20 protein-coding genes are annotated in these 24296 nt (G+C 65.0%); 8 read left to right on the forward strand and 12 right to left on the reverse strand.

Features of this window, described 5'->3' with window-relative positions; translation table 11 throughout:
- The first annotated feature begins 23 nt into the window (after positions 1 to 23).
- A complete protein-coding gene (locus V8683_RS11125) occupies positions 24 to 215 on the forward strand; it encodes a hypothetical protein (RefSeq protein ID WP_411191154.1) in 192 nt (63 codons plus the stop codon).
- Between the two features lie 31 nt (positions 216 to 246).
- Here V8683_RS11125 and ggt read toward each other — a convergent pair whose 3' ends face one another.
- The 6 genes from ggt to V8683_RS11155 form a co-directional block, all read right to left on the reverse strand.
- The gene (ggt, locus tag V8683_RS11130) at positions 247 to 1974 is read right to left on the reverse strand and encodes a gamma-glutamyltransferase (RefSeq protein ID WP_411191155.1); all 1728 of its coding nucleotides are present in this window, start codon (positions 1972 to 1974) and stop codon (positions 247 to 249) included.
- Positions 1975 to 2114: 140 nt separating this feature from the next.
- On the reverse strand, positions 2115 to 3518 hold the full coding sequence (locus V8683_RS11135; RefSeq protein WP_411191156.1) for an MFS transporter: 1404 nt from the start codon (positions 3516 to 3518) through the stop codon (positions 2115 to 2117).
- 107 nt (positions 3519 to 3625) lie between these two features.
- A complete protein-coding gene (locus tag V8683_RS11140) occupies positions 3626 to 4405 on the reverse strand; it encodes a phosphocholine cytidylyltransferase family protein (RefSeq protein ID WP_411191157.1) in 780 nt (259 codons plus the stop codon).
- Positions 4406 to 4445: 40 nt separating this feature from the next.
- Positions 4446 to 5468, reverse strand: a complete 1023-nt coding sequence (locus V8683_RS11145; protein WP_411191158.1) for a flippase-like domain-containing protein — start codon at positions 5466 to 5468, stop codon at positions 4446 to 4448.
- The gene (locus tag V8683_RS11150; RefSeq protein ID WP_411191159.1) at positions 5465 to 6304 is read right to left on the reverse strand and encodes a HalD/BesD family halogenase; all 840 of its coding nucleotides are present in this window, start codon (positions 6302 to 6304) and stop codon (positions 5465 to 5467) included. The genes V8683_RS11145 and V8683_RS11150 overlap by 4 nt, the downstream gene beginning before the upstream one ends.
- Complete coding sequence (locus V8683_RS11155; protein WP_411192500.1) at positions 6301 to 7008, reverse strand: CDP-alcohol phosphatidyltransferase family protein; 708 nt, start codon at positions 7006 to 7008, stop codon at positions 6301 to 6303. The genes V8683_RS11150 and V8683_RS11155 overlap by 4 nt, the downstream gene beginning before the upstream one ends.
- 260 nt (positions 7009 to 7268) lie before the next feature.
- On the opposite strand from V8683_RS11155, the gene V8683_RS11160 reads away from it, so the two are divergent.
- Positions 7269 to 7694: a hypothetical protein gene (locus tag V8683_RS11160; RefSeq protein ID WP_411191160.1), complete on the forward strand. Its 426-nt coding sequence runs from the start codon at positions 7269 to 7271 to the stop codon at positions 7692 to 7694.
- Between the two features lie 21 nt (positions 7695 to 7715).
- Here V8683_RS11160 and V8683_RS11165 read toward each other — a convergent pair whose 3' ends face one another.
- Positions 7716 to 8216 (reverse strand): hypothetical protein, encoded by a 501-nt coding sequence (locus V8683_RS11165; protein ID WP_411192501.1) that lies wholly within the window; start codon positions 8214 to 8216, stop codon positions 7716 to 7718.
- A 665-nt stretch (positions 8217 to 8881) separates the two neighbouring features.
- Here V8683_RS11165 and V8683_RS11170 point away from each other — a divergent pair.
- The 3 genes from V8683_RS11170 (at position 8882) to V8683_RS11180 (ending at position 11290) form a co-directional block, all read left to right on the forward strand.
- On the forward strand, positions 8882 to 10048 hold the full coding sequence (locus V8683_RS11170) for a porin (protein WP_411191161.1): 1167 nt from the start codon (positions 8882 to 8884) through the stop codon (positions 10046 to 10048).
- 246 nt (positions 10049 to 10294) lie between these two features.
- A complete protein-coding gene (locus V8683_RS11175; protein ID WP_411191162.1) occupies positions 10295 to 10651 on the forward strand; it encodes a sugar ABC transporter ATPase in 357 nt (118 codons plus the stop codon).
- 129 nt (positions 10652 to 10780) lie between these two features.
- Positions 10781 to 11290 (forward strand): metal-dependent hydrolase, encoded by a 510-nt coding sequence (locus V8683_RS11180; protein WP_411191163.1) that lies wholly within the window; start codon positions 10781 to 10783, stop codon positions 11288 to 11290.
- A gap of 55 nt (positions 11291 to 11345) precedes the next feature.
- Here the strand turns inward: V8683_RS11180 and amaB are convergent, their stop codons facing one another.
- Positions 11346 to 12845: an L-piperidine-6-carboxylate dehydrogenase gene (gene amaB / locus V8683_RS11185; protein WP_411191164.1), complete on the reverse strand. Its 1500-nt coding sequence runs from the start codon at positions 12843 to 12845 to the stop codon at positions 11346 to 11348.
- Between the two features lie 395 nt (positions 12846 to 13240).
- On the reverse strand, positions 13241 to 13444 hold the full coding sequence (locus V8683_RS11190; RefSeq protein ID WP_411191165.1) for a DUF6900 domain-containing protein: 204 nt from the start codon (positions 13442 to 13444) through the stop codon (positions 13241 to 13243).
- A 329-nt stretch (positions 13445 to 13773) separates the two neighbouring features.
- Here V8683_RS11190 and V8683_RS11195 point away from each other — a divergent pair, with 329 nt between their 5' ends.
- A complete protein-coding gene (locus tag V8683_RS11195; protein WP_411191166.1) occupies positions 13774 to 14442 on the forward strand; it encodes a helix-turn-helix domain-containing protein in 669 nt (222 codons plus the stop codon).
- Between the two features lie 16 nt (positions 14443 to 14458).
- Here V8683_RS11195 and pcaQ read toward each other — a convergent pair whose 3' ends face one another.
- Positions 14459 to 15496 carry a pca operon transcription factor PcaQ gene (pcaQ, locus tag V8683_RS11200; RefSeq protein ID WP_411191167.1) on the reverse strand — a complete coding sequence of 346 codons (1038 nt, stop codon included), beginning with the start codon at positions 15494 to 15496 and terminating at the stop codon, positions 14459 to 14461.
- 133 nt (positions 15497 to 15629) lie between these two features.
- Here pcaQ and pcaH point away from each other — a divergent pair, with 133 nt between their 5' ends.
- On the forward strand, positions 15630 to 16334 hold the full coding sequence (gene pcaH / locus V8683_RS11205) for a protocatechuate 3,4-dioxygenase subunit beta (protein ID WP_411191168.1): 705 nt from the start codon (positions 15630 to 15632) through the stop codon (positions 16332 to 16334).
- A 3-nt stretch (positions 16335 to 16337) separates the two neighbouring features.
- A complete protein-coding gene (gene pcaG / locus V8683_RS11210; RefSeq protein ID WP_411191169.1) occupies positions 16338 to 16925 on the forward strand; it encodes a protocatechuate 3,4-dioxygenase subunit alpha in 588 nt (195 codons plus the stop codon).
- 493 nt (positions 16926 to 17418) lie between these two features.
- Here pcaG and V8683_RS11215 read toward each other — a convergent pair whose 3' ends face one another.
- Both V8683_RS11215 and uvrA read right to left on the reverse strand, forming a co-directional pair.
- Positions 17419 to 17649 carry an H-NS family nucleoid-associated regulatory protein gene (locus V8683_RS11215; protein WP_411191171.1) on the reverse strand — a complete coding sequence of 77 codons (231 nt, stop codon included), beginning with the start codon at positions 17647 to 17649 and terminating at the stop codon, positions 17419 to 17421.
- Positions 17650 to 17958: 309 nt separating this feature from the next.
- Positions 17959 to 23871, reverse strand: coding sequence for an excinuclease ABC subunit UvrA (gene uvrA, locus V8683_RS11220; protein WP_411191172.1), 5913 nt, complete (start codon positions 23869 to 23871; stop codon positions 17959 to 17961).
- Between the last annotated feature and the right edge of the window lie 425 nt (positions 23872 to 24296).

The raw sequence follows: 24296 nt of genomic DNA on the forward strand, positions 1-24296 counted from the left end.
CGTGGCAGCCCGAGGAGACTTCCATGACCGACAGCGAACTCGATACCGTCTATACCCGCCTGTGCAAGACCATGACCGAAGTGGGCGAGACGCAGGCGCCGCTTTTTCTCGCGCGCTTCGCGCTGCTCGCAATCGAGCGGATTGGAAACGCGGATGCCGCGCTGGGCCTGATCGCCGCAGCGCATGAAGACCTGCCCGCGCCAGGCGCGCATTGAGCCTGGCCGCGGACCGCCCCATCATCTCAGGTCACGGAATTAAGCGCGAAACGCCGCGGCCGCGCGGATCGGAAACCGGGTCCGGCGTATCGCCGTCGATCTTGATGGCCTGGATATCGCCGCTGAAGTCCTGCCCCTTCAGCACATAGCCCTTCGCTTCGACCTGCTTCGCGAGATCGCCGTTGATCGGCTCGTACGGCTCCCAGAAGATCGTGTTCGGCGGCAGCAGTTGATGATGGAAGCGCATCGAGGCAACGGCGTCCTTCAACGGCATCTTGAAGTCATACACGTTGTTGATCACCTGGAAGATCGACGTGAAGATGCGCGAGCCGCCCGGCGTGCCGATCACGAGCGCCACCTTGCCGTCCTCCGTGAGGATCGTCGGCGTCATCGACGAAAGCGGGCGCTTCTTCGGGGCAATCGCATTCGCGTCGCTGCCCACCACGCCGAACATGTTCGGCACGCCCGGCTTGGACGAGAAGTCGTCCATCTCGTCGTTGAGCACGATGCCCGCGCCCGGCACGACCTCGCCCGAGCCAAAGTAGCCGTTGATGGTGTAGGTATTCGACACGGCGTTGCCCCACTTGTCGACCACCGAGAAGTGCGTCGTCTCCGCCTTCTCGGGCATCGACGTGCCAAGGCCCGGTTGCACGCTCTTCGTGTCGGAAGGCTTGTCGGGGTCGACTTCGGCGGCGCGCTTCGCCAGGTAGGCATCGTCCGTGAGCTGCGCGACCGGCACCTTGTAAAAGTCCGGGTCGCCGAGGTATTGCGCGCGGTCCGCGAACACACGCTTTTCGATCTCCGCGATCAGATGGATGTACTGCGGCGAATTCAGCCGCACGTCCTTGAACTGCGGCGCAAGCATCGCCTTCATCTTGAGCAGTTGCACGAGGCCGACACCGCCCGAGCTCGGCGGCGGCGCGGTGATGATCTCGTAGCCATTCCACTTCGCCTCGACAGGCTGACGCCAGACTGCCTTGTACTCCTCAAGATCGCGCTTCGTGATGAGGCCGTTGCCCTCCTTCATCGCGGCGGCGATGAGGTCGGCGGTCCTGCCGTCGTAGAAGTCCCTGGCGCCCTCGTTCGCAATGCGCGTGAGCACGGCGGCCAGGTCGGGCTGTTTGAACGTCGTGCCCTCCTTCATGTCGCCGAAGTACCGGTCGAAGTTGGTCTTGCCGCCGAACTCCTTCGATGCCTCGTCGCGCCGCTTCGCAAGCTGTTCGTCGACGAGGAAGCCGTCACGCGCGTAATGGATCGCGGGCGCGAGCACCTGCGTCCACTTGAGCTTGCCGAAGCGGCGCTGCGCCTCCCACATGCCGTCCACGGTACCCGGTACGCCCACGGCATCGTAGCCGTAAAGGCTCTTGCCTTCGATCACGTTGCCCTTGTCGTCGAGGTACATCGTGCGCGTGGCGGCGAGCGGCGCGCGCTCGCGATAGTCGAGGAAATACGGCTTGCCGTTCACGTACAGCGTCATGAAACCGCCGCCGCCGATATTGCCCGCTTCCGGATAAGTCACGGCCAGCGAGAAGGCGATCGCCACGGCCGCATCGACGGCGTTGCCGCCTTCCTTGAAGATCTGCTCGGCGGCATCGGCGGCGTACTTGTCCGCCACGGCCACCGCCGAGGCGGTCAGCACGGCAGGCTGCTGCGTTTCCTTCGCAAAAGCGGGAGAGGCTTCGAGGAAGCCCGCCGAAAGCGCGGAGAGCGAAACGAGCGCGACGGCGGTGGATATTTTCGTTCTTTCGACCAACTTCATTGCGTGTCCTCCATGGTCCGGTTCATCAACGGCGCTTCGATCAGCTTGGGTCTGCTTTGGCCTGCTTTGGCCTTATATAACATGCTGACAAAACGATTGCGATCCAGCCGTCCGCCACGGGATGCGCGATATGAGAACACTCAGGCCCTGGCGCGTCGGCCGCGCGCGATCTCGTCGCCGGCATTGGCGGGCAGCCGCATCGTCACGGGAATCGATGCCACCGAGAACAGCCCCACCACGAGGAACGCAGGCCAGAAGTCGGACCAGACAATGGTGGGATGACCCTGCAACTCGTGCGAGATCTGCAGCACGATGCCGGCAATCGTCACGCCAAGCCCGAGCGACACCTGCTGAATCACGCTCGCCACGCTCGTCGCGCGGCCGATGTCGCGCGTCGGAATGTCGGCATAGGCCAGCGAGTTGAGCCCCGTGAACTGCAGCGAAGGAAACACGCCGCCGAGCAACACGATGAGCCAGATGACCCAATGCGGCACGCCGGGAAAGAAGAGCCCATAGATGGCGATCGACATGCCGGCCAGCATCGCATTGACGATCAGCGTGCGGCGAAAGCCGAAGCGCCCGAGCACGCTCGATACGATCGTCTTCATGAAGATCGAGCCGAACGCGGAAGCGCAGGTGATCGAGCCGGAGACGAAAGCGGTCATGCCCAGCCCTTCCTGCAGCGCGAGCGGCAGCAGAAAAGGCACGGCGCCAAGGCCAATACGAAAGAGCGAACCGCCTGCCACGCTCGCGTTGAAGCTCGGGATGCGCAGGAAACGCAGATCGAGCACGGGCCGCTCCACGCGCTGCGCATAGAACCAGTACGCCGCGAGCAGCGCCGCGCCGATGACGCACAGGATCACGGCACGGTCATTCGATACGAGCCCGCTGCCGACGAGCGAGAGCCCGAGCATGAAGAGCGAGGCGCCGCCCGCCGAAAGAATGAAGCCCGGCCAGTCGAGACGCCCGGGGTGCTCTTCGTGCATGTTCGCGATGTGCCGGTTCGCGAGCCAGATGCCGAGCACGCCGATCGGAATGTTGATGCAGAAGATCAGGCGCCAGTGCAGATAGGTCGTGATGAAGCCGCCGAGCGGCGGCCCTACCACGGGCCCGAGCAGCGCGGGCACGGTGAGATAGTTGACGGCGCGAATGAAGTCCGACTTCGGCAGCGAGCGGAAAATGATGATGCGCCCGACGGGCACCATCATCGCGCCGCCTATGCCCTGCACGAATCGCGCGGCCACGAACATCCCGAGCGAGGTGGAGGCGGCGCACAGCAGCGAGCCCGCCATGAAAATGCCGATGGCCGTGCGAAACACGTTGCGCGAGCCGAAGCGGTCGGCCACCCAGCCGCATACCGGAATGAACACGCCAAGCCCGATCACGTAGCTCGTGACGGCCAGCTTCAGGGTGATGGGATCCTGGCCCAGATCGCGGGCCAGCGCGGGAAGCGAGGTGACGATGACCGTCGCATCCACGTTCTCCATGAACATCGCGCACGCGACGATGAGGGGAACGATGAAGGCGCCGAGGGCAAGTGGCATGGGCAGGAACGACAGTCAGCGCAGCGGATGGCGACAAGCCCTCATTATGTCACCGTGTTGCGAAGAACGGTTGACGTCGCAACAGATGAAGCCGCCACGCCTCGTTTTCAGACCGCCGTCTGCTTGACCCGGCTCACCACGGGACGCAGTTGCGGCAGCACTTGTTCGGCCGCGCGCATGACGTCGTTGGGGAAATCGATCTCGATCCACGGCGCGCCGGTGACGTCGGCCGTTTCGAACTCGCGGCCGCGCTCGAGCAACAGGTCGCGCAGCGCCTCTTCGTGCGGCAGGTTCGCCCGGTCCGTCTTCACGTAGCCTTCGACGATCTGCGCGAAACGGCGCGCCGTCTCCTCGTTCAGGCGGAAAAAACCCACCGATTCGCCTATGGTGTCGTATTGCAGACCTACCGCGAGTTGCTTGCGCAGCTCGACAGGCACGCCATCGCGCAGGCACAGCTTCACGGGTTCGTCGCCGGCCTCGAAGTCGCGGTCGATCAACAGACGGTTCGCCGGCGCCTCGCCCGCGACGAGCGGCGCAAACACGCGCTCGTCGTAGAGCACGTCGGCGTCCATGAGCAGCACGTCGCCGCCGCGCGTGAGCGCCTCGGCCGTGCGATGCACGGTCAGCACGCTGCCCAGATCGAAGCGCGGATTCAGCACGATCTCGATGTCGTGCGGCCAGCCGATACGCTTGATTTCAGCCTCGACCCGCTCGGGCTGGAAGCCAAGCGCCAGCACGACTTCCGTGACGCCCGCCCCCTCCAGCATCTGCAAATGCCGTTCGAGCAGCGTCGTGCCCTCGAACTGCAGCAGGCATTTGGGAAACTGTTCTCCAGCGCGTTGCTGAAGGCGCAGGCCGAGGCCTGCCGCGAGAATGATGGCGCGCATGCGCAAACGTTCCTTGGGAGAAGAAGATCAAACAGCGAGGTCAATCGGCGATTTCGACGGCGGCCACGCGAACAGCGCGCCGGCGTTGCCAGCTTCTTTCGCTGAAGTGCAGATACAGAAGGCCCGGCAGGCCGAGCAGGATTTCGCGCGCGCGTTTGGCGAGCGAGAGCGCAAGCGCGGCTTCGGGCGGCAAGCCGACGAGCGGAGCAAGCAGCAGATAGCCGCCTTCCTGCACGCCAAGCGAGCCCGGAATCGCGAAGGCCGCGCCGCGGATGGCCTGGCCGATGCTCTCCAGCAGAAGCGCATCGATCCAGCCGACGGGATGGCCGAGAAAGCGCAGCGCGAGCCATACTTCGGCAGTACCCACGAGCCAGCCGACGAAGCTCAGCGCGAAGCTCGCCGCCACGCGGCCGCGCTCGTCGTAGAGCGACCTGACGGCGGCATCGACGGCGTCGGCGCGCGTGGCGAGCGACGACCAGTCGTGCTTGCCGAGTACCTTCGAAGCGAGACGCATCGCGCGACCGAACAGGCCGCGCCGTTGCGCGACGTAAAAGAGGGCGATGAGACCCGCGAGCACGCCGGTCGCGATCAGCGCGGCGACGCCGAGATCGCGCGGCGCGCCGTTCGGGGTGCTGTTCGCGGCGTAGATCGAAAAAAGCGCAATGCCGAACACGGCGAAAACGATCTGCGCGACGGCCTGCAGCGTGGTGCTGACCGTGATGGCGGCGGCGGCATCGCGCATGGCCATGCCACGCTGCGCGAGCTGGCGCACCATCGCGACCGGACCGCCGATCTGGCCGGCCGGCAGCAGGCTGTTGACCGATTCGCCGCTCCAGCGCGCGAAAAGCGCGTCGCGCGGCTCGACGCGCGCATCCCTGCCGAACAGCACCGCAATGGCGGCGGCATCGAACACGAGCGGCACGACGTGAAACGCGGCGACGAGCACGAGCCCCCAGCCGGCGGCCGCGAGTGCGCCGGTCACGGAGCCGAGCCCCTGCCACGCGAGCAGCGCGATGAAGAGTGCCGTGCCGATCGACAGCAGCAGGATGGCGACACGGCTCACACGGAGTCTCCCGCCTTGTTCCCGGCGGCGGCACGCGCGCCCAGCAAGGCCCTGCGGAACACCTGGCGGAAACCGAAGTACGCGATCGCGTCCTTCATGTTCGAGATGAAGCGGCGCCACGGACGCATGTTCGGGTCCGTCACGTACTCGAACGTGAGCGAAACGCGCACTTCGCCCTCGGCGCTCGGCGTGACGCGATGGCGCAGCTTGTCGCCGTCGAAAAGCACGAGCGCGCCCGGCGGATACTGCACCGAGCCGGGCACGTCGGGCTGGCTGTCGTCGCGCGTGTGCAGTTCGTAGTCGAGGCGGCACGACGAGTCGTCGATCACGCCGAGCAGCATCGTGTAGCGGCGGCCGTCGTAATAGGACGTGTCGTAGTGCCAGCCGATATGGTCGCCCGCCCGCGTGTAGTAATACAGCGCGTAGGCGTGCGGATCGTCTTCCGGCGAAAGCTGCAGACGATCACCCGTCACTTTCTCGAGCCAGGCGAGCAACTGCGGCGAGCGATACAGCTCGGCGATGTACGGCGCGAGCCGGTCGATCGTGTGGCGGCTCACGCTGCCGCCGGCCTTGTGGCCCGGAAGATAGTTGCGGTTGACCTCGGGAAGCAGCGCATTGGCGGCGTCGGCGAGCTGCTGTGTCGCGTCGGCGGGAAGAAACTCGGAGAGATAAAGGAACGAGCCCTGCTGCACGTAGTCGCTGCGCAACTGCGCGACGTTCAACGGATTCAGGGCGCGGCCGACTGCACCATCCGGGTTGCCGGACGCCGCGGCCCCGCTCGCATGGCCGCGAACGGGCGATGCCACGACTTCTTCTTGTTCTGCTTGCACACTCATCTGCTGATCCAGGCTTGATTCGTATCCTTTCCGGGCCGGTTGCGACGCATGACGCGCCAATAGTCCACCACGACCCAGACGGCGAAAAGCGGCGCCCCGATAGAGGCTGCCACGACGAATGGCGAAACCACGCCGGTCAGCGTGACGAGCGGCAACAAATAGAGAACGTCCTCAGTCTCGAAGCCGCCGACGAACGCCTGCTGCGTGCCCGCCTTGCCGGCCATCTCCTCGATACGCATGCGCAGGAAAAAAATCACCGCGACCGCAACGCCCGCGATGCCGCCCAGCACGGCCGGCGGCACCCGCCAGTCGCCGACGCCATGGCCCATTGCTGCCTGGGCGCCCAGCCCCCAGCCCATGCCGAGAAACAGCAGGACGGTGACGATGGCGTCGGCGGCGAGATCGTAGAAATGGCCGATCCGGCTAGTTTTACCGCTGATCCGCGCGAGTTCGCCATCGGTATGATCAACAAAATTCGATAAAACGACTAAAAACGCGCCAAGATTGGCGTGCAGAAAATCGCCGCGCGCCAGATAGAAAGCCCCGACAAGCCCGATCAGAAGGCGCAGGGTCGTGAGATGGTTTGGCGTAACGCGGGTGGGCACGAGCGGCGTCACGAGCCAGCGGGCGGCGCGCGCGTCCCAGGTGCGCGGAAGCGGCACCGCCCCCGGCACCGCTTTCGCAGGTTGGTCTTTTCCAGTCATAACCGTGAAATATATACGCCTTCCAAAAAACTTGCAGATTTTCCGGCGTTCCAACCCGCTTCCCACGGGCAATCCGCGGAATTTCCGCGTCAGTCTGACAGGACGGGAGGTCCGCCGATGCCGCAGCGCGACAAGCGAAATTGCGCGAACACGCGTACAGTGCATCCCTTTGCCGCACCGCGCGAGATGAGCCGCGGCGCCGTTCCGGCCATAGCGGGCCATCGGCGGAGCGACGGCGCGGCGCATTTGCCAGAATTCCAATGAAACGCTTCCTTCTCGCAGCCCTTTTGCTCGCGGCCTTGCCGCTCGCAGGCCACGCGGCCGCCCTCGACGAATCGCTGACCTGCCAGGAGTCTGCGCACGACTTCATCTCGGGCCTGATCGACCAGAAGCTGATCGAGCCAACGCCTTCAAGGGTCGAAAGCAATTCGATCAACGCATTCTGGCCGGTGCACGGCGAGCACATGACGGCCTATGGATTCAGCGTGTTCGCGGTCGTCGGCTTCCAGCAGGACGACCCGCTCTTTCGCACCGGCAAGGGCACGCCAATCGCGCGCTCAGCCTACGGGGCCGTGGTGTTCGGCAGCGTGGCGAAGGTCCAGGCGGCCCTCACCGAATCGGGCAATACAGCTATCGTCCACCACGCGGGGCCGATGCTCACCGCGATCTTCTGTCAGCAGGAGTGAGCGAATAGCAGGGAGCGGACATTAGCCGATCCGGTCGAAACCGCCTTCGGCCCACTCTTCGGCGCGCGACTTCGTGAGCTTGAACCCGGCAGCGACGCGTCGCTGCGCCAGTTGCTCGCCAAAGGCGTCGAGCGCGGTCAGTACCGCATAGGGCTCGTATTCGTCGGGCACGATCTCGAGGGTCACATCCACCTCGCCCTCTTCCACGCAGATGCTCACACGCTTGTGAAGCATGGCGTGCAACTGCTGCTCATGGCGGCGCAGCACTTCCGAAGCCGTCTTCACGAGCGTGTTGAACGCCGCCGTGTCAAGCGGCTTGGGATTCTTCTTGTCGCGCCCCATGGTCCACGGCCCGACCAGCGCCGGCTCCGCTTCTCCCGCCTTGATCATTTCGACCGCCCAGCCGTCGTCGTCCTCGTTCTTGATCACGCGCGCGGTCCAGCCATCCTTGCGCCACAGGCGCGGTTGCTCGCACACTTCGGCGTCGCCGATAACGTCGTCGTTAAGGGGGTTGGAACTCATTTCAGGCGAGGAATCGGTCATGGCGGGTTCGGTCTGGTTCTTCACAGCAGGCCCCTCCAGGGGCCAGAGCTGGATTTTACCCGCAAGAAAGCACCGGCCGGTCGATTGAAGTCGAGGCCATGCGCTGGATTAATCGCCTATTAATAATGTCTCGCGATCCGCCGTAACAATCTGTTTCATTTTCAATTGAACTAAAAATAGTTCAATATCGACAGGCAGAAAAAAGCGGCCACAGGCCGCCTGAAACAGATGAAAAAAGATCACCCCTGGTCAAGGGGCGGAACTATTTTACCGCCCGCCAGTCGGGGCTTCGAGCGCATAAGCTGGAATAGTTCATTTCGCAAAATGGCTTGAATCTCGGGGAAAATCGTGCCGTTATCCAGTGATGCAAATCGTATTAGAAGTCCCGAAACGTGGCACTCACGCAACAAAATAATTGTTGACACGAAATTTCCCGACTTATTCCCGAATAGAAAATCCCTTTATCCCCAGCGACTTACGCGCATTGATGCGATTCCTACAATATTGAGAAAGTATTGTTGCGCGAGTCGGCGCGAATGCTGGGGATTACCAGAATAAACTCTGCTCCGAATCGTTAGACCACGTGCCGTGCCCGCTTCTTTCGCGGCCGTGTGATTCCCAAGTACTGTTCGGAGTTAGAAAGCATGAAAAAAACCCTCATCCTCGCTGGCGTTCTCGGTGCATTTGCAATGAGCGCTCACGCGCAAAGCAGCGTCACCCTTTATGGTTCGCTCGACGCAGGTATCCTGTACGCCAACAATGCTGGCGGCCACAGCACGTGGAATCAAAGCAGCAGCGGCCTCTCGTACACCTATTTCGGCCTGAAGGGCTCTGAAGACCTCGGTGGCGGTCTGAAGGCGATCTTCAAGTTGGAAAGCGGCTTCGACATCAACAACGGCGGCCTCTACAACAGCAACAGCCTGTTCAACCGCCAAGCCTACGTCGGCCTGAAGAGCGACCAGTACGGCACGGTGACTCTCGGCCGTCAGTATGACTCCGTCGTCGACTACCTGTCGCCGCTGTCGGAAGCGGGCCAGGGCTACGGCAACAACCTCGCCGCTCACCCGTTCGACAACGACAACCTTGATCAGTCGTTCTCGATCAACAACGCAGTCAAGTTCCAGAGCGCGAACTACTCGGGCTTCCAGTTCGGCGGCCAGTACGGCTTCAGCAACCAGGCAGGCAACTTCGCGAACGGCCGCGCATGGAGCGTTGGCGCTTCGTACGGCAATGGCCCGCTGAACTTCGCGGCCGGCTACTCGCAACTGAACAACTCGGGCAGCCTGAACAACTCGACGGGCGCGGCGGCGGCTGCTAACGACACGAACATCGCGGCAGTTCTGCAGCGTACCTACGGCGCAGGCGTGAACTACACGTACGGCCCGGCACAAGTGGGCTTCGTGTACACGCATTCGCAGATCGACGGCATTGGCACCCTCCAGAGCGCCGGCGTTTCCGCTGGCGGCATGGGCGGTCTGAACCTGCACCTCGACAACTACGAACTCAACGGCGCGTACCACCTGACCCCGGCTCTCGCGCTCACGGGCTCGTACACGTTCACCGACGGCACCGTGACCGGCGCCGGCACGCAGTCGCCGAAGTGGCAAACCGTCGTACTGGGCACGGACTACTCGCTCAGCAAGCGTACCGACGTGTACCTGGCTGGCGTGTACCAGCATGCTTCGGGCTACCTGGGCATCGACCCCACCACGGGCGCCGCTGTTCAGAACGTCGCAGCGATCAACTCGCTGGCTCCGTCGTCGACGGCCAACCAGGTCGCCGCAACGGTCGGTCTGCGTCACCGCTTCTAATCGCCACGGCGATCAGGCAGACGGCGCGATCCGCCGTCTTGCCCACTCTTCACGCAACGCACATGCGGCACAACCGCATGTGCGTTTTTTTTCGAGCATGCCGCTTCCGGCGCACAGGCTTCCCGCCTGCCGCACATCCTGTTGCATCTTCTTACGTGCCGCACCGCGCAGCGTGCTTATACTGGTTCGCGCTCACCGCTGCCTACTCACCGCCTATTCGCCGCCTATTCGATCGATCTGCCGCCCATGAAACCCCTTCTTCGATGCCTGCTTGCCGCTTCGCCTCTCGTCCTGATCGCCGGCTGCGGATCGACGCCGCACCCGGGCGCCGCCGCGAACAGCGAGCAGATGATCTACGCCTCCTCGGCGCGTTCGCCCGAGTCGATCGCAAGCTGCCTTGAGGACCGGCTGCCGCGCGTCCATGAATCGACGAGCGGCAACGCGACCGAACTGAGCGTGGGCTCCGGTTCGGACGCATCGTACTTCGTGATGCTCACACCTTCGGGATATGGCTCGGTCATCAGCGTGACGCGCGGCGCCTCGTCGTCCGACGACCCGCCGGAACCCGAGTTGCGCTTCGACGTGGCGCGCTGCACGACCTGAGACACACACGCCCCGGCCCGGCGATCGTCTGGGCGCTTGCGCGCTGCCGCGTGGATCGTCGATTCCCCTGTCATAACAGCGCCGCATCTGAGAAGATGTGCGCCCTTTCGACTTCGCACACTCCGCTTCATGGCATCAGGCCCTGCACATCACGCGACCGGCTGGGCGGCCGGCGTCATCGCCACGGCCATGGTCACGCATCAGCACGCGGAGGGGCCCTGGCATCTCTATGCGGCGCTTGCCTTCATTGCCGGCGCGGCAGGCGGTTCCGCGCCGGACTGGCTGGAGGTCGCATGGTGGCGCAAGAAGCGCCAGCTCTGGATCACGCATCGCACGCTGACGCACTGGGGTATAGGCTGGATCGCGCTGCTCGTCTGGTCCTGGCAGAAGCTCGGCCATCTGCCCGCGGCTGCGCCGGTGTTCGGCTTTGCCTGCGGAGGCGTGATCCATCTGCTCGCGGACTGGCCCAATCCGCTCGGCGTGCCCTGGGTCATCCAGCGGCATTCCCTGAACTGGTGGAAGAGCGGTCGGTGCGATCTGATCGTGGTAGCCGCGTCATGGGTCGCAGCATGGTTCTTCGCCCTGCATGGGTGGCCGCACGGCTGGCCGACGGCCCCGCTGCGAAGGCTGGTGTCGTAAGCGTCGAGGCGCCGCGCTTTCACGCGACGCCGTTTTTCCAGAAGGAAACTGCGGGTCAATCGAGCCTGAAATCGATGCCCTGTGCCAGCGGCAGCGCCGACGAATAATTGACCGTATTCGTCGCGCGCCGCATATAGCCCTTCCACGCATCGGAACCCGACTCGCGGCCGCCGCCGGTTTCCTTCTCGCCGCCGAACGCACCACCTATCTCGGCGCCGCTCGGTCCGATATTCACGTTCGCGATTCCGCAATCGCTGCCGCAGGCCGAGACGAAACGCTCGGCTTCGCGCAGGTCGGTCGTGAACACGCACGACGACAGACCGTGCGATGCGCGATTGTTGGCCGCAATGGCTTCGTCGAAGTCGCGATACTTCATCACGTAGAGAATCGGCGCGAAGGTTTCCTGAAGCACGATATCGGTCTGCGCCGGCATCTCGACCAGCGCAGGCTCCACGTAATAGCCTTCCGCAAGGCCCGCCACGCTCACCCGGCCGCCGCCCGCCACCTTGCCGCCTTCGGCCCGCGCCCGCTGCAGCGCGTCCTGCATGCGCTCGAACGCCTGGCGATCGATCAGGGGTCCCATCAGCGTACGCGGCTCGAGTGGGTTTCCGATCGGAACCTTGCCGTAGAGCTGCTTGAGCCGGCTCACCGTGTCGTCATAGACGCTCTCATGCACGAAGAGACGCCGCAGCGAGGTGCACCGCTGCCCCGCGGTGCCCACTGCCGAAAACAGGATCGCGCGCAACGCGAGTTCGCGATCGGCGCTGGGCGTCACGATGCCTGCGTTATTGCCGCCAAGCTCGAGGATGGCACGGCCGAAACGCTGCGCCACGGCAACCCCGACGGCGCGCCCCATGTCCGTGCTGCCGGTAGCGCTGACAATGGCCGCGCGCGGATCGGCAACCAGTTGCGCCCCGACTTCGCGACCGCCGACGACGAGCGAAACGAGACCGTCCGGCGCATCGCCGAATTCGCGCAACACGTCGTCCATCAGGCGTTGCACGGCGAGCGCCGTGAGCGGTGTCTTCTCGGAAGGCTTCCAGATCACGGCGTCGCCGCAGACGAGCGCGAGCGCTGCGTTCCACGACCACACGGCGACCGGAAAATTGAAGGCGGAAATGATCGCGCACACGCCGGCCGGATGCCAGCTCTCCGCCATGCGGTGCCCCGGGCGCTCGGAGGCGATCGTCAGGCCGTAGAGCTGGCGGGAAAGACCGACTGCGAAATCGCAGATATCGATCATCTCCTGCACCTCGCCAAGCCCCTCCTGGAGGATTTTGCCGGCCTCCAGCGACACGAGACTGCCGAGCGCGTGCTTGTGCTTGCGCAACCGCTCGCCGAGCAGCCGGACCAGCTCGCCGCGGCGCGGCGCGGGGACGTCGCGCCAGGCGAGGAAAGCGCCGTGCGCACGAGCAAGCGTCGCGTCGACGTCGGCCGCCGCGTGGCTTGCCACCCTGCCGATCACTGCCCCGGAAATGGGCGACCGAACTTCGATATCGCCTGCGCCAGCGTGTTCGAGAATGCCGAGATCGGCAAGAATTCGTGATGCGTCCATAGCGAGCCCTTAATTTCCGATAAGAAACATATTCAGGTTCGCCGACTATACACGCGGGCCGACGAGGCGACAAGCCGGGTGACGCCCACCAGTCGCACGCGCAAGGCCATAGGGATCACGGCCAATGCAAGCTGGATAGACCACCGACAAGGCACGGTTTGACGGAAAGTTTCCTTTCAGAAATTCCCGGCGGAGATGCAATTCTGAAGCGAATGGCGGAGTGGAGCGCCGCACCGAAAATCGGGCGGCAAGAAACGATCGACGAAAGCCCCTGTTCGCACGTAATTCAATATGAAAACATATGCAAACATTCGATCAGGTTTCTAGACAAACGAACTAACCAAAGAGGCTATACCGCAGCAATAAAAATTACTCTCAATACCGGCTCAAGCCGATCAGACGCGCCGAACATTTTCCGCACGGCCCATGCGGTGCCCAAGGAGCAGCCCGGCGTCGTATGCCGACTCCAGTGCGCGTCCAAGGTCTTCGGCATTCACGACGTGGAAGTCCAGCGTCTGCTTGCCTGTCAACTCGAAGCTGTCGATGCCGAGCGTCCTGCGCGATATGGCTAATAACAATTCGAGGCGTTCGTCATTCATGATTCTCTCCCCATTTGATCTATATCATCCGGTATAAATCTTATAGTGATAACGCCGGCCACTAGCGCGGCGTCCGGACGCAGTTCGAAGAACTATTCAAAAATGGAAATCCGATGAAACTTCCTGAAGATAAATGAGAAATCCCGGGAAAGGTTTAAATACTGTTAATTAATATCGTCAATTATTGAAAAGCCTCGGCACTGATCGTTGGGTACGTTCATGTACCACGCCGGCAGAGACATCGGCCGAACGGCCGAGGTTTCCGGACATCGCGGGTTTGGTAATATCGGAAACCTATGCGCCGCCCTGGCGTTTCCGATGCGCTCCCCATGGATACCACGTTCAGCCCACCCGCCGGATCGACCGCCCCCGACCTCGGCCGCCGCGTACGCGCCGCCCGCCTCGCACACGACCTGACGCTCGATACCGCGAGCCGGCTGTGCGGCGTGTCGCGCTCGACACTCTCGAAGATCGAAAACGGCAACATGTCGCCCACTTTCGACGTTCTCCAGAAGATCGTCGTCGGGCTCAAGATCGACCTGGGCGAGTTGTTCGGCTCGGTGCCGAAGCTCAACGCAGGCGGCCGCCGGGCACTGACGCGGCGGGGCGCCGGGCAGCGGCACGCCTATCGCGGCTATCAGATGGAACTGCTCGCCACGGACCTGGCTCACAAGGTGATGCTGCCGTTTCGTATCCGCATCACCGCGCACTCGCTCGATGCCTTCGACGACTGGGGGCGCCACGAGGGCGAGGAGTTTCTCTACGTGATCAGCGGCAGCGTCTGCCTCTACTCGGAGCTGTACGCCCCCACCCATCTCGAAGCCGGCGACAGCCTCTACTTCGACAGCCGTACGGGTCACGCAGCCATCTCCACGAGCCAGGAAGACGCCGAAGTGCTCTGGATGGCCACCAGCGCCACCGCCCCCGGCGCGTCGGCACAGATTGCGCCACCGGCAAGAAAAGCGGCGCGCGGCCGGATCAAGCCCGCCGACGTCTGAGCACCGACGTCGCCGGTTAACGCGGGCGCGCGGGCGGACGAGCAGGCGAGCGAGCGCCCGGCGCCGCAGCCTTCGCCGCGCCACGTTTGCTTCGCCTGCGCCGTCCCTCCTGTTCATCCGCCGACCGCGCCGTGCGCTCGCGCGCGGCGCCCTTCACCGCCTCGATCAACGCACGCCCGGCCGGCGAAGGCTGCGCATCCGTGCGCAGGATCAGCCCGACCGGCTCCTCGCCGCCTCCGGACGGCAGCGGCAAACGCACGAGGGCGCCCTGCCGCAGGTCGTATTCGACCGCACCGGCGGGCACAAACCAGACCGCGTCGTTCTCGAGCGCGAGCGAGCGGCCCACCGACACCGAGAGCATTTCCACGAAGGCCGGCAAGGTCTGCGCGCCCCAGGCCGACAGAAGACTGTCCGCCGCCTGGCGGATCAGCGTGCCGAACGGCGGCAGCACGAGCGGATATTGCGCAAGCTGCGCGGGAAAACCGCCGCCTTGCGCGAGCGGATGCTCCGCGCGCACCACGACGGCGAGCGGCTCGTTGTAGAGCAGTTCGAAGCTCAGGCCGACCATGCGCTCGGGATCCGCGAGACGGCCGATCGCAAAGCTGATCGCGCCGGATTTCAGGCGCTCGAGCAGTTCCGCGTTGGCCGCCGTCGAAAGCCGTACGCTCACGCGCGGCCACTGCACGGCGAAGCGCCGCAATGCACCCGACAAAACATCGGTGGCCACGGTCGGCAGCACGCCCACGTCCAGCGTCGCCGCCACGGCGCCTTCATCGCGGGCGAGCAGTTCCACACCGTGGCGCAGCGCGCTCACGCACGCGCTCGCGTGCGGCATGAAGAGTTGCCCCTCGCGCGTCGGGATGGCGCCGTGCCGGCCGCGCTCGAAGAGCCGCACGCCCAGCACCGACTCCAGCTCGGCAATGGTCTTCGATACCGCGGGCTGCGTGATCGAGAGACTCTCCGCCGCCTGCTGCACGCTGCCGAACTGGGCGACCGCCAGAAAGCACTGGAGGTGCCGAAACTTGACGCGGGCGTCCGCGAGCCGGGTTTGCATAACGATCCGTTATACGAGATGCGAGAAAACATCATTTTGCATAACTTTCCCGATTGGATAAAGTCGTGACGTCTGCACGCATCATCTGCCCGGCGTGCGGCCCGCTTCCCCATAATCCTCAGAGGAGACACCCATGGACGAGTCCATCCTGTCGCCGCGCGACTTCGATTCGCACCCCGCGTACATCCATCCGGAATATCGTTCGTCGGTCAAGCGCGGACCGACGCGACCGCTAATTCCACTAAAGGAAAAATTGCGCGATCAGCGCGCGCCCGTCTACGGCGCGGAAGATCTCGGCCCGCTCGACCACGATCTCACCCGTAACGCGGCGCGCAACGGCGAACCGCTCGGCGAACGCATCATCGTGACGGGACGTGTACTCGACGTCGGCGGCAAGCCCGTGCGCAATACCCTGGTCGAAATCTGGCAGGCCAACGCCGCCGGCCGCTATGTCCACAAGCAGGACCAGCACGACGCGCCGCTCGACCCGAACTTCCTCGGCGCGGGCCGCTGCCTTACCGACAACGAAGGCCGCTACCGCTTCCTCACGATCAAGCCGGGCGCCTACCCCTGGGGCAATCATCCCAATGCGTGGCGGCCGAACCACATTCACTTCTCGCTGTTCGGCGATTACTTCGGCTCGCGCCTCGTCACGCAGATGTACTTTCCAGGTGATCCGCTGCTGGCCTACGACCCGATCTTCCAGGGCACGCCCGAGCAGGCGCGCGACCGCCTGATCTCGCGCTTCACGCTCGACGTCACCGAAGAGAACTATGCGCTCGGCTACGAGTTCGACATCGTGCTGCGCGGCCCCAATCAGACCCCCACGGAGCGTTGAACCATGGCACACAAGGAAACGCCCTCGCAGACCGTCGGCCCGTATTTCGCCTACGGCCTCTGCCCGCAGCAATACGACTTCGACTTGAAGAGTCTCTTCACCGCGGATCTCGTCGCGCCGGAAACGCGCGGCGAGCACATCACGCTGATCGGCAACGTGTACGACGGCGACGGCAACGCGGTCCACGACGCCATGCTGGAGTTCTCGCAGGTGGACGGAGACGGCGGCTACCCGGCCACGCGCGAAGATATCGCGCGGAGCGGCTTTCGCGGCTTCGCGCGCGTCGGCACCGGCACCGACGCCCAGAAGCGCTTCATCGTGCGAACCGTCAAGCCCGGTCGCGCCAACGCAGACGAGGCTCCGCATCTGGACGTCATCGTCACGATGCGCGGACTGCTGACCCACGCGTTCACGCGTATTTACTTCGACGACGAAGCCGCGGCGAACGCAAGCGATCCCGTCCTCGCATCAGTGCCCGAGTCGCGGCGCGCAACGCTGATCGCAAAGCGCAGCGAACAGGACGGCCGCGTGATCTATCGCTTCGATATCCGCATGCAGGGCGCGGACGAAACGGTGTTCTTCGACCTCTGACGCGGATCGTTCAGCAAACCTGTCGGACTTTCACGGTCCTTTCACGAACGGGCCCTATGATCCTGCCAGCGATTTGATCGCGGAACTCCGAGTAGTACTTCCGAAGCCTGCCGCAAACAGGCTTCTTTTTTTGGCGCGGAGCCGCGACTCCGCCGAACGAATCCGCCTGGCGGGCGTAATCAGGCCCGCTACCCGAATCGCCATTGCCGCCTCTTTGCCCGAAGCAGACCGAAAATGGCGACGATTGTCGCGCAACTGGCTCGTGCGTCCAATTGGTCAGGCGTAAAAACTACGTCATTAGAGAGTGCATTACCGGTCTAATAGAACAAAACAGATTTGTGCGACACGCAAATAATCCACAGCGTCGCCCGTAACACGCGCTTTAAACCCGACACTGAAGAAAATGCCGAAGCGGCCGACAAGCGACGGGAGTGATCCCTGTAATGCCGCTCGCCACGGGATGCCATACCGGCTTCACCCGGGCTTCGTACGATTAACAGCGAAAATGCTCGATATCCTGCCCTGCATGCATGTAACGCAAAAGCCAGGAGGGCATCTCGCCCTCGCCATTCCAGGTATTGCCATAGGCGTCGCGATACTTCGGCTGCTTTTCGCTTTCGGCAATAGACGTTTCAAGATCTTCGAGCGTAATGCCGTACTCTTCCATGCGGCGTCGAATCCACACGATGAGCCGTTCGCGCGCCTCTCCATCGAGGTCGAACATCGGATAATTCCTCTCGCTTCGTCAAGGGCCAGGCGCCGACTGAAATCGAATCGTCTGCCCTGAAAAGACAAAGGCTTCGCGACTGCGCTGCGAAGCCTTACTGCACTGATGAGGTGCCGCGGGTGTCGCACCCGTGGCCGGATCGGAGGGGATCTGCTGGTCCGCTGCTCCGCTCGCCAGAGCTGGACGCCGCAGATGGGCGACCGCTTGCTGCAAGCGGAACCGATCATACCGTGCGCTCGCCGCACAGATCAAGCGGTTTCAGCACGGCGCGGCCCGCGCAGGTGCCGCCCCGCGCCGCGCCCCGCTTCAGTGCGAAGTCGCTGCGCGGCGGTCTGCGCGCGCCGTCTCCCCTTCCACGCCGTTTTCCTCCGTACGCGCACGCGCGAGCACCGGTGCGAGTGCCGCGCCCGTGTGACTGGCCGGCACTTTCACGAGTCCCTCGGGATCCGCGGCGGCGACGATCGTGCCGCCGCCCACACCGCCCTCGGGACCGAGGTCGATGATCCAGTCGGCTTCGGCAACCACGTCCAGATCGTGCTCGATGACGACCACGCTGTGCCCCGCGTCGGCAAGACGATGCAGCACCCGGATGAGCCGCGCGACGTCGGCCATGTGCAGGCCGACCGTCGGCTCGTCGAGCACGTAGAGTGTGTGCGGCGCCTTCTGCCCGCGGCGGGTGATGTCGTCGCGCACCTTGCTCAGTTCCGTGACGAGCTTGATGCGCTGCGCCTCGCCGCCGGAGAGCGTCGGCGATGGCTGTCCGAGCGTGAGATAGCCGAGGCCCACGTCCTTCATCAACTGCAGCGGATGCCCGATGTTCGTGATCGCCGCGAAGAACTCGACGGCCTCGTCGATCTCCATCGTCAGCACCTCGCCGATGTTCCGGCCGCGCCACGTCACCGCGAGCGTTTCCGAATTGAAACGCTGGCCGTGGCAGACGTCGCAAGGCACCTTCACGTCCGGCAGGAAGCTCATGCCAATCGTGCGCACGCCCTGGCCTTCGCACGCCGGACAGCGGCCGTCGCCCGTGTTGAACGAGAAACGCGAGGCGCTATAGCCGCGTGCGCGCGCTTCGAGCGTATCGGCAAAGAGACGCCGGATGGCATCCCACACGCCGATATACGTGGCGGGGCACGAACGCGGCGTCTTGCCGATCGGCGTCTGATCGACTTCGAGCACGCGGTCGATGCTCTCCCAGCCCGTGATCGAGTCGCAGCCTTGCCATGCATGCGCGACGTCGAGCTTCGGCTTCGTCGCGCTGCGCGCGAGCACGCTCGAACGCTTCGCCGCAGCCGCCTTGGCAACAGTCGGCGCCTCTCCCTGCGCGGCCTTGCGCGCCCGTCGCTCGGCCGGCGAAGACAGCACCGAACGGCCCACGGCGTCGAGCAGGTTGGAAAGCAGCACGTCGCGCGCGAGCGTCGATTTACCCGAACCGCTCACGCCCGTGACCGCCACGAGCCGGCCAAGCGGAATCTGCGCCGTGACGTTGCGCAGGTTGTGGAGGTTGCCGCCGTGCACGGTCAGCCATTGCGCGGGCACGGCCTCGCGTCCCGCACGCGCGGGCTTCACGTCGCGGCGAGGCTGCAACGGATGCACGATCGGATACGCGAGATAGCGGCCGGTCAGCGAATCGGGCTGCGCGGCAAGGTCGGCCACCTTGCCCTGGGCGACCACGCGGCCGCCGCGCTTGCCGGCACTCGGCCCGATGTCGATGATGTGGTCGGCGCGGCGAATCGTATCCTCGTCGTGTTCGACCACGACGAGCGTATTGCCCTTCTCGCCCAGGCTGCGCAGCGCGTCGAGCAGGATCTGGTTGTCGCGCGGATGCAGACCGATGGTCGGTTCGTCGAGCACGTAGCACACGCCCTGCAGATTGCTGCCGAGCTGCGCCGCCAGCCGGATACGCTGCGCCTCGCCGCCCGAAAGACTTGGCGCCGCGCGATCGAGGCTCAGATAGCCAAGACCCACCTCTTCGAGGAACTGCAGACGGCTCCTGATTTCGCTCACCACGTCACGCGCGATCTGGGCATCGCGGCCATCGAGCTGCAACGTGTCGATCCACTTGCGCGTGTCCGCGACGGTCCATTGCGCGACCTCGACGATGGCATGCTCGTCGAAAGTCACCGCACGCGCCACCGGATTCAGACGCGTGCCGCCGCAATCCGGGCAGGGCGTTTCGCCGACGCCTTCCGGCTCCTGCTCTTCCGAAGGCAGCGTCTGCTCGCGGCCGCGGCCATCTTCGGCCACGATGGTGTCGTCGTAGGCCGCGCGCTGTTCGCGCGTGAGCGCGAGGCCCGTTCCCACGCACGAGCCGCACCAGCCATGCTTGCTGTTGTACGAGAACATGCGCGGATCGAGTTCGGGATAGCTCGTGCCGCACACGGGGCACGCGCGCCGCGTCGAGAGCACCTTGACGGTACCGACACGCGCCGTCGATCCGCCGTTGCCAATCGCCCGCTCGAGTCCGTCGAGCGGCGCGAGCAGATGCACGATGCCCTTGCCCGCCTCGAGCGTCGTGTCGAGCAACTGGCGCAGTTGCGCCTCGTTTTCAGGCTCGATCACGAGATCGCCCACGGGCAGTTCGATGGTGTGCTCGCGGAAGCGGTCCAGCTTCGGCCACGGCGCGACCGGCACGAACTCGCCGTCCACGCGCAGATGCGTGTTGCCGCGTGCCTTGGCCCATTTCGCGAGATCGGTATAGACGCCCTTGCGGTTCACGACGAGCGGCGCGAGCAAGCCGACATGCTGCCCGCGATGCTCGCGCAGCAGTTGCGCCACGATCGCGTCCACGCTTTGCGATGTCACGGGCGTGCCGTCATGCACGCAATGCTGCACGCCGAGCTTCACGTAAAGGAGCCGCAGGAAATGCCAGACCTCGGACGTGGTCGCCACCGTGCTCTTGCGCCCGCCGCGCGAGAGGCGCTGCTCGATCGCGACCGTAGGCGGAATGCCGTAGACGGCGTCCACTTCCGGGCGCCCGGCAGGCTGCACGATCGAGCGCGCGTAGGCATTCAGCGATTCGAGGTAGCGGCGCTGCCCCTCGTGGAACAGAATGTCGAACGCGAGCGTGGATTTTCCGGACCCCGAAACACCGGTGATCACGTTGAAGCGCCCGTGGGGAATATCCACGTCGAGCGCCTTGAGATTGTGTTCGCGCGCGTTCACGATACGCACCACGTCCTCGCCCTGCACCTCGCGTCTCGACTGCGCGGCCCGCAACGCCGTTTGCAGCGCCACGCCCTCTTCTTCCGCGACGAGCGCACCGGCGCCGCTGCCGAGCGCCGCCTCGTAGCGTTCGAGTGCCGCGCCCGTATGCGAGCGTGGGCAGGCGATCACGTCGTCGGGCGTACCCACGCAAACGACTTCGCCGCCGGCGTCACCGCCTTCCGGGCCGAGGTCGATGAGCCAGTCGGCCGCGCGGATCACGTCGAGATTGTGCTCGATCACGAGCAGCGAATGGCCGCCCGCCAGCAGCTTGCCGAATGCGCGCATCAGCTTGGCGATATCGTCGAAGTGCAGGCCGGTGGTAGGCTCGTCGAACATGAAGAGCCGTCCGCCCGCAGGCACCTTCTTGCCGCCCCCCTGCGCGGTCTCGGCCAGATAGCCCGCCAGCTTGAGGCGCTGCGCCTCGCCACCCGAGAGCGTGGGCACCGGCTGGCCGAGCTTCACGTACTCCAGACCGACATCCACGATAGGCTGCAGCACGCGCAATACTTCGGCATCCTCACTGAAGCAGTGCACCGCTTCGCTCACGGTCAGATCGAGCACGTCGGCCACCGAAAGCAGGCGCCCGGCGCGCTCGATCTTCACTTCGAGCACTTCTGCGCGATAGCGGCTGCCCTCGCAGTCGGGGCAGCGCAGGTACACGTCGCTCAGGAATTGCATCTCGATGTGCTCGAAGCCCGAGCCGCCGCAGGTCGGGCAGCGCCCCTCGCCCGAGTTGAAGCTGAACATGCCCGCCGTGTAGCCGCGTTGCTTCGCGAGCGTGGCCTTCGCAAACAGCTTGCGGATCTCGTCGAACGCGCCGACGTAGCTGGCCGGGTTCGAACGCGCGGTCTTGCCGATCGGCGACTGGTCGACAAACACGGCGTCGCTGATTTGCTCCGCCCCGCCCAGCTTGCGATAGATCCCCGGCGATTCGGTGGCCTTGCCGAGGTGCCGCGCGAGCGCCGGATACAGCACGTCCTGCACGAGCGTCGATTTGCCCGAGCCCGATACGCCCGTCACGACGACGAGCCGCTGCAGCGGAATCTGCACGCTCACGTCGCGCAGATTGTGCTCGCTCGCGCCTTCGAGCAGGAGGCTCGGCGTCGACGCATCGACGGGACGCCGCGCCCAATGCGACGCGTCCGCAACGGCGCGGTGGCCGGCCAGGTACTCGCCGGTCAGCGTGCCGGCCCGGCGGATAGCGTCGGGCGTGCCGTCGAAGACGATCGTGCCGCCGCGCTCGCCCGGCCCCGGTCCCATGTCGATCAGGCGGTCGGCGGCGAGCATCACCGAAGGATCGTGCTCGACCACGACGAGCGTATTGCCGGCGTCGCGCAGCCGCTGCATGGCCTCGACGATACGGTTCAGGTCGCGCGGATGCAGGCCGATGCTCGGCTCGTCGAGCACGAACAGCGTCTTCGTCAGCGAGGTGCCGAGCGCCGTGGTCAGGTTGATCCGCTGCACTTCGCCACCCGAGAGCGTGCGGCTCTGGCGGTCCAGCGTGAGATAGCCGAGCCCCACGTCGCACAGATATTTCAGGCGCGTGCGCACCTCGGCGAGCAGCAGTTTCAGCGCGTCGTCGAGCAACGCGGAGGAGAGCGAAAGATTGTCGAAGAACCGGCGGATGCGCTCGATAGGCAGCAGCATCACGTCATGCAGCGTGAGACCGGGCAACGCTTCGAGCTGCGCGCGCGTCCACTCCACACCGTACGGCAGGAAGCGCGCTGCGGGCGCGAGAACTTCATCGGCGTTCTGCTGCGTGCCGAGACGCCATAGCAGCGCCTCGGTTTTCAGGCGCGCGCCGCCGCAAGTCTCGCAGGGCGTATAGCTGCGGTACTTCGAAAGCAGCACGCGAATGTGCATCTTGTACGCCTTGGACTCCAGATACTGGAAGAAGCGCTTCACGCCGTACCACTGCGACTGCCAGTTGCCGCGCCAGTCGGGCGCGCCGTTCAGCACCCAGTCGCGCTGCGCCTGCGTGAGTTCCGACCACGGCGTATCGCGCGGAATGTCCGCCTTGGCGGCGTAGCGCATCAGGTCGTCCTGGCATTCCTTCCAGGCGGGGGTCTGCAGCGGCTTGATCGCGCCGCCGCGCAGCGTCTTGCGTGCGTCCGGAATCACGAGGCCCCAATCCACGCCGATCACGCGGCCAAAGCCGCGGCATGCGTCGCAAGCGCCATAGGCCGAGTTGAACGAGAACAGCGCGGGCTGCGGGTCGGCGTAGCGCAGGTCGCTGTCCGGGCAATGCAGGCCGGTCGAGAAGCGCCAGATCTGCGGCTGTGCCTGCGCATCCGCTTCGCCGTCCGCCAGCACGTAGACGTTCACGCGGCCCCCCCCGCGCTTGAGCGACGCCTCGATCGCCTCGATCACCCGGCTCTTTTCCGCGTTCTGCAAACGGAAGCGGTCGGCCACCACGTCGAGCACCTTGCGCGTCCCCTCCGCCGTCTTCACCTCGCGCTGCGCCTGCACGCGCGTATAGCCGCTCGCGGAAAGCCATTGCGTGACCTCCTCGTCGGTGGTCGTGTCGGGCAGTTCGACAGGGAAGGTCATCGCGAGGCGCGGATCGCCGGCGGCCGTGCGCGCCTTGAGTTCCGCGTAGATCGTCTCGGGAGTGTCGTGACGCACCGGCTGCGCCGTGACGCGGTCGAACAGGTTGGCCGCGCGCGCGTAGAGCAGTTTCAGATGGTCGTTCAGCTCGGTCATCGTGCCGACCGTCGAGCGCGAGCTGCGCACCGGATTGGTCTGATCGATCGCGATGGCGGGCGGCACGCCGTCGACGCGATCGACCTGCGGCCGGTCCATGCGGTCGAGAAACTGGCGCGCGTACGCACTGAAGGTCTCGACGTAGCGGCGCTGACCCTCGGCGTAGAGGGTGTCGAAGACGAGACTGGATTTGCCCGACCCCGAGGGCCCCGTCACGACGGTCATTTGGCCGGTGTGCAGATCGAGGTCGAGGTTCTTCAGGTTGTGCTGACGGGCACCACGGATGCGAATCAGGCTATTTGACGACACGGTTTTATCGCAAAATCAAAAGGTTAGCTCACTTCCAGAGCGGCTCTGGCACGCCCTGGAACACCAGGCCTTGCACCCATGAATCGAGCCCGGGACGGGCGCGGCGGGTCGGCTCGCCGGGCGCGCGCGGCTATTCGCGCGGCTCCTCGGAGCATCGCTCGTGATAGTAGCACACTGTATATTTATACAGCCTTCAGGCGAAGCGGCGGCGTTCTGCCGGCTCAATGGCCGGAACAAAGGGACGGACTGCCGGGGGGGAACGGATGGACGAACGAATACGTCCGGAGGCGGGGGACGGATGGGTATGACCCGCCGGGGGGGGGGGGGGGGGGGGGGGGGGGGGGGGGGGGGGGGGGGGGGGGGGGGGGGCCCCCCCCCCCCCCCCCCCCCCCCCCCCCCCCCCCCCCCCCCCCCCCCCCCCCCCC

Source organism: Paraburkholderia sp. AV2 (assembly GCF_054968425.1).

Excerpts from the sequence above, each read along its gene's own strand:
- V8683_RS11125 (WP_411191154.1), top strand. The coding sequence starts at position 24 with ATGACCGACAGCGAACTCGATACCGTCTATACCCGCCTGTGCAAGACC.
- ggt (WP_411191155.1), bottom strand. The coding sequence starts at position 1,974 with ATGAAGTTGGTCGAAAGAACGAAAATATCCACCGCCGTCGCGCTCGTT.
- V8683_RS11135 (WP_411191156.1), bottom strand. The coding sequence starts at position 3,518 with ATGCCACTTGCCCTCGGCGCCTTCATCGTTCCCCTCATCGTCGCGTGC.
- V8683_RS11140 (WP_411191157.1), bottom strand. The coding sequence starts at position 4,405 with ATGCGCGCCATCATTCTCGCGGCAGGCCTCGGCCTGCGCCTTCAGCAA.
- V8683_RS11150 (WP_411191159.1), bottom strand. The coding sequence starts at position 6,304 with ATGAGTGTGCAAGCAGAACAAGAAGAAGTCGTGGCATCGCCCGTTCGC.
- V8683_RS11155 (WP_411192500.1), bottom strand. The coding sequence starts at position 7,008 with ATGACTGGAAAAGACCAACCTGCGAAAGCGGTGCCGGGGGCGGTGCCG.
- V8683_RS11160 (WP_411191160.1), top strand. The coding sequence starts at position 7,269 with ATGAAACGCTTCCTTCTCGCAGCCCTTTTGCTCGCGGCCTTGCCGCTC.
- V8683_RS11165 (WP_411192501.1), bottom strand. The coding sequence starts at position 8,216 with ATGAGTTCCAACCCCCTTAACGACGACGTTATCGGCGACGCCGAAGTG.
- V8683_RS11170 (WP_411191161.1), top strand. The coding sequence starts at position 8,882 with ATGAAAAAAACCCTCATCCTCGCTGGCGTTCTCGGTGCATTTGCAATG.
- V8683_RS11175 (WP_411191162.1), top strand. The coding sequence starts at position 10,295 with ATGAAACCCCTTCTTCGATGCCTGCTTGCCGCTTCGCCTCTCGTCCTG.
- V8683_RS11180 (WP_411191163.1), top strand. The coding sequence starts at position 10,781 with ATGGCATCAGGCCCTGCACATCACGCGACCGGCTGGGCGGCCGGCGTC.
- amaB (WP_411191164.1), bottom strand. The coding sequence starts at position 12,845 with ATGGACGCATCACGAATTCTTGCCGATCTCGGCATTCTCGAACACGCT.
- V8683_RS11190 (WP_411191165.1), bottom strand. The coding sequence starts at position 13,444 with ATGAATGACGAACGCCTCGAATTGTTATTAGCCATATCGCGCAGGACG.
- V8683_RS11195 (WP_411191166.1), top strand. The coding sequence starts at position 13,774 with ATGGATACCACGTTCAGCCCACCCGCCGGATCGACCGCCCCCGACCTC.
- pcaQ (WP_411191167.1), bottom strand. The coding sequence starts at position 15,496 with ATGCAAACCCGGCTCGCGGACGCCCGCGTCAAGTTTCGGCACCTCCAG.
- pcaH (WP_411191168.1), top strand. The coding sequence starts at position 15,630 with ATGGACGAGTCCATCCTGTCGCCGCGCGACTTCGATTCGCACCCCGCG.
- pcaG (WP_411191169.1), top strand. The coding sequence starts at position 16,338 with ATGGCACACAAGGAAACGCCCTCGCAGACCGTCGGCCCGTATTTCGCC.
- V8683_RS11215 (WP_411191171.1), bottom strand. The coding sequence starts at position 17,649 with ATGTTCGACCTCGATGGAGAGGCGCGCGAACGGCTCATCGTGTGGATT.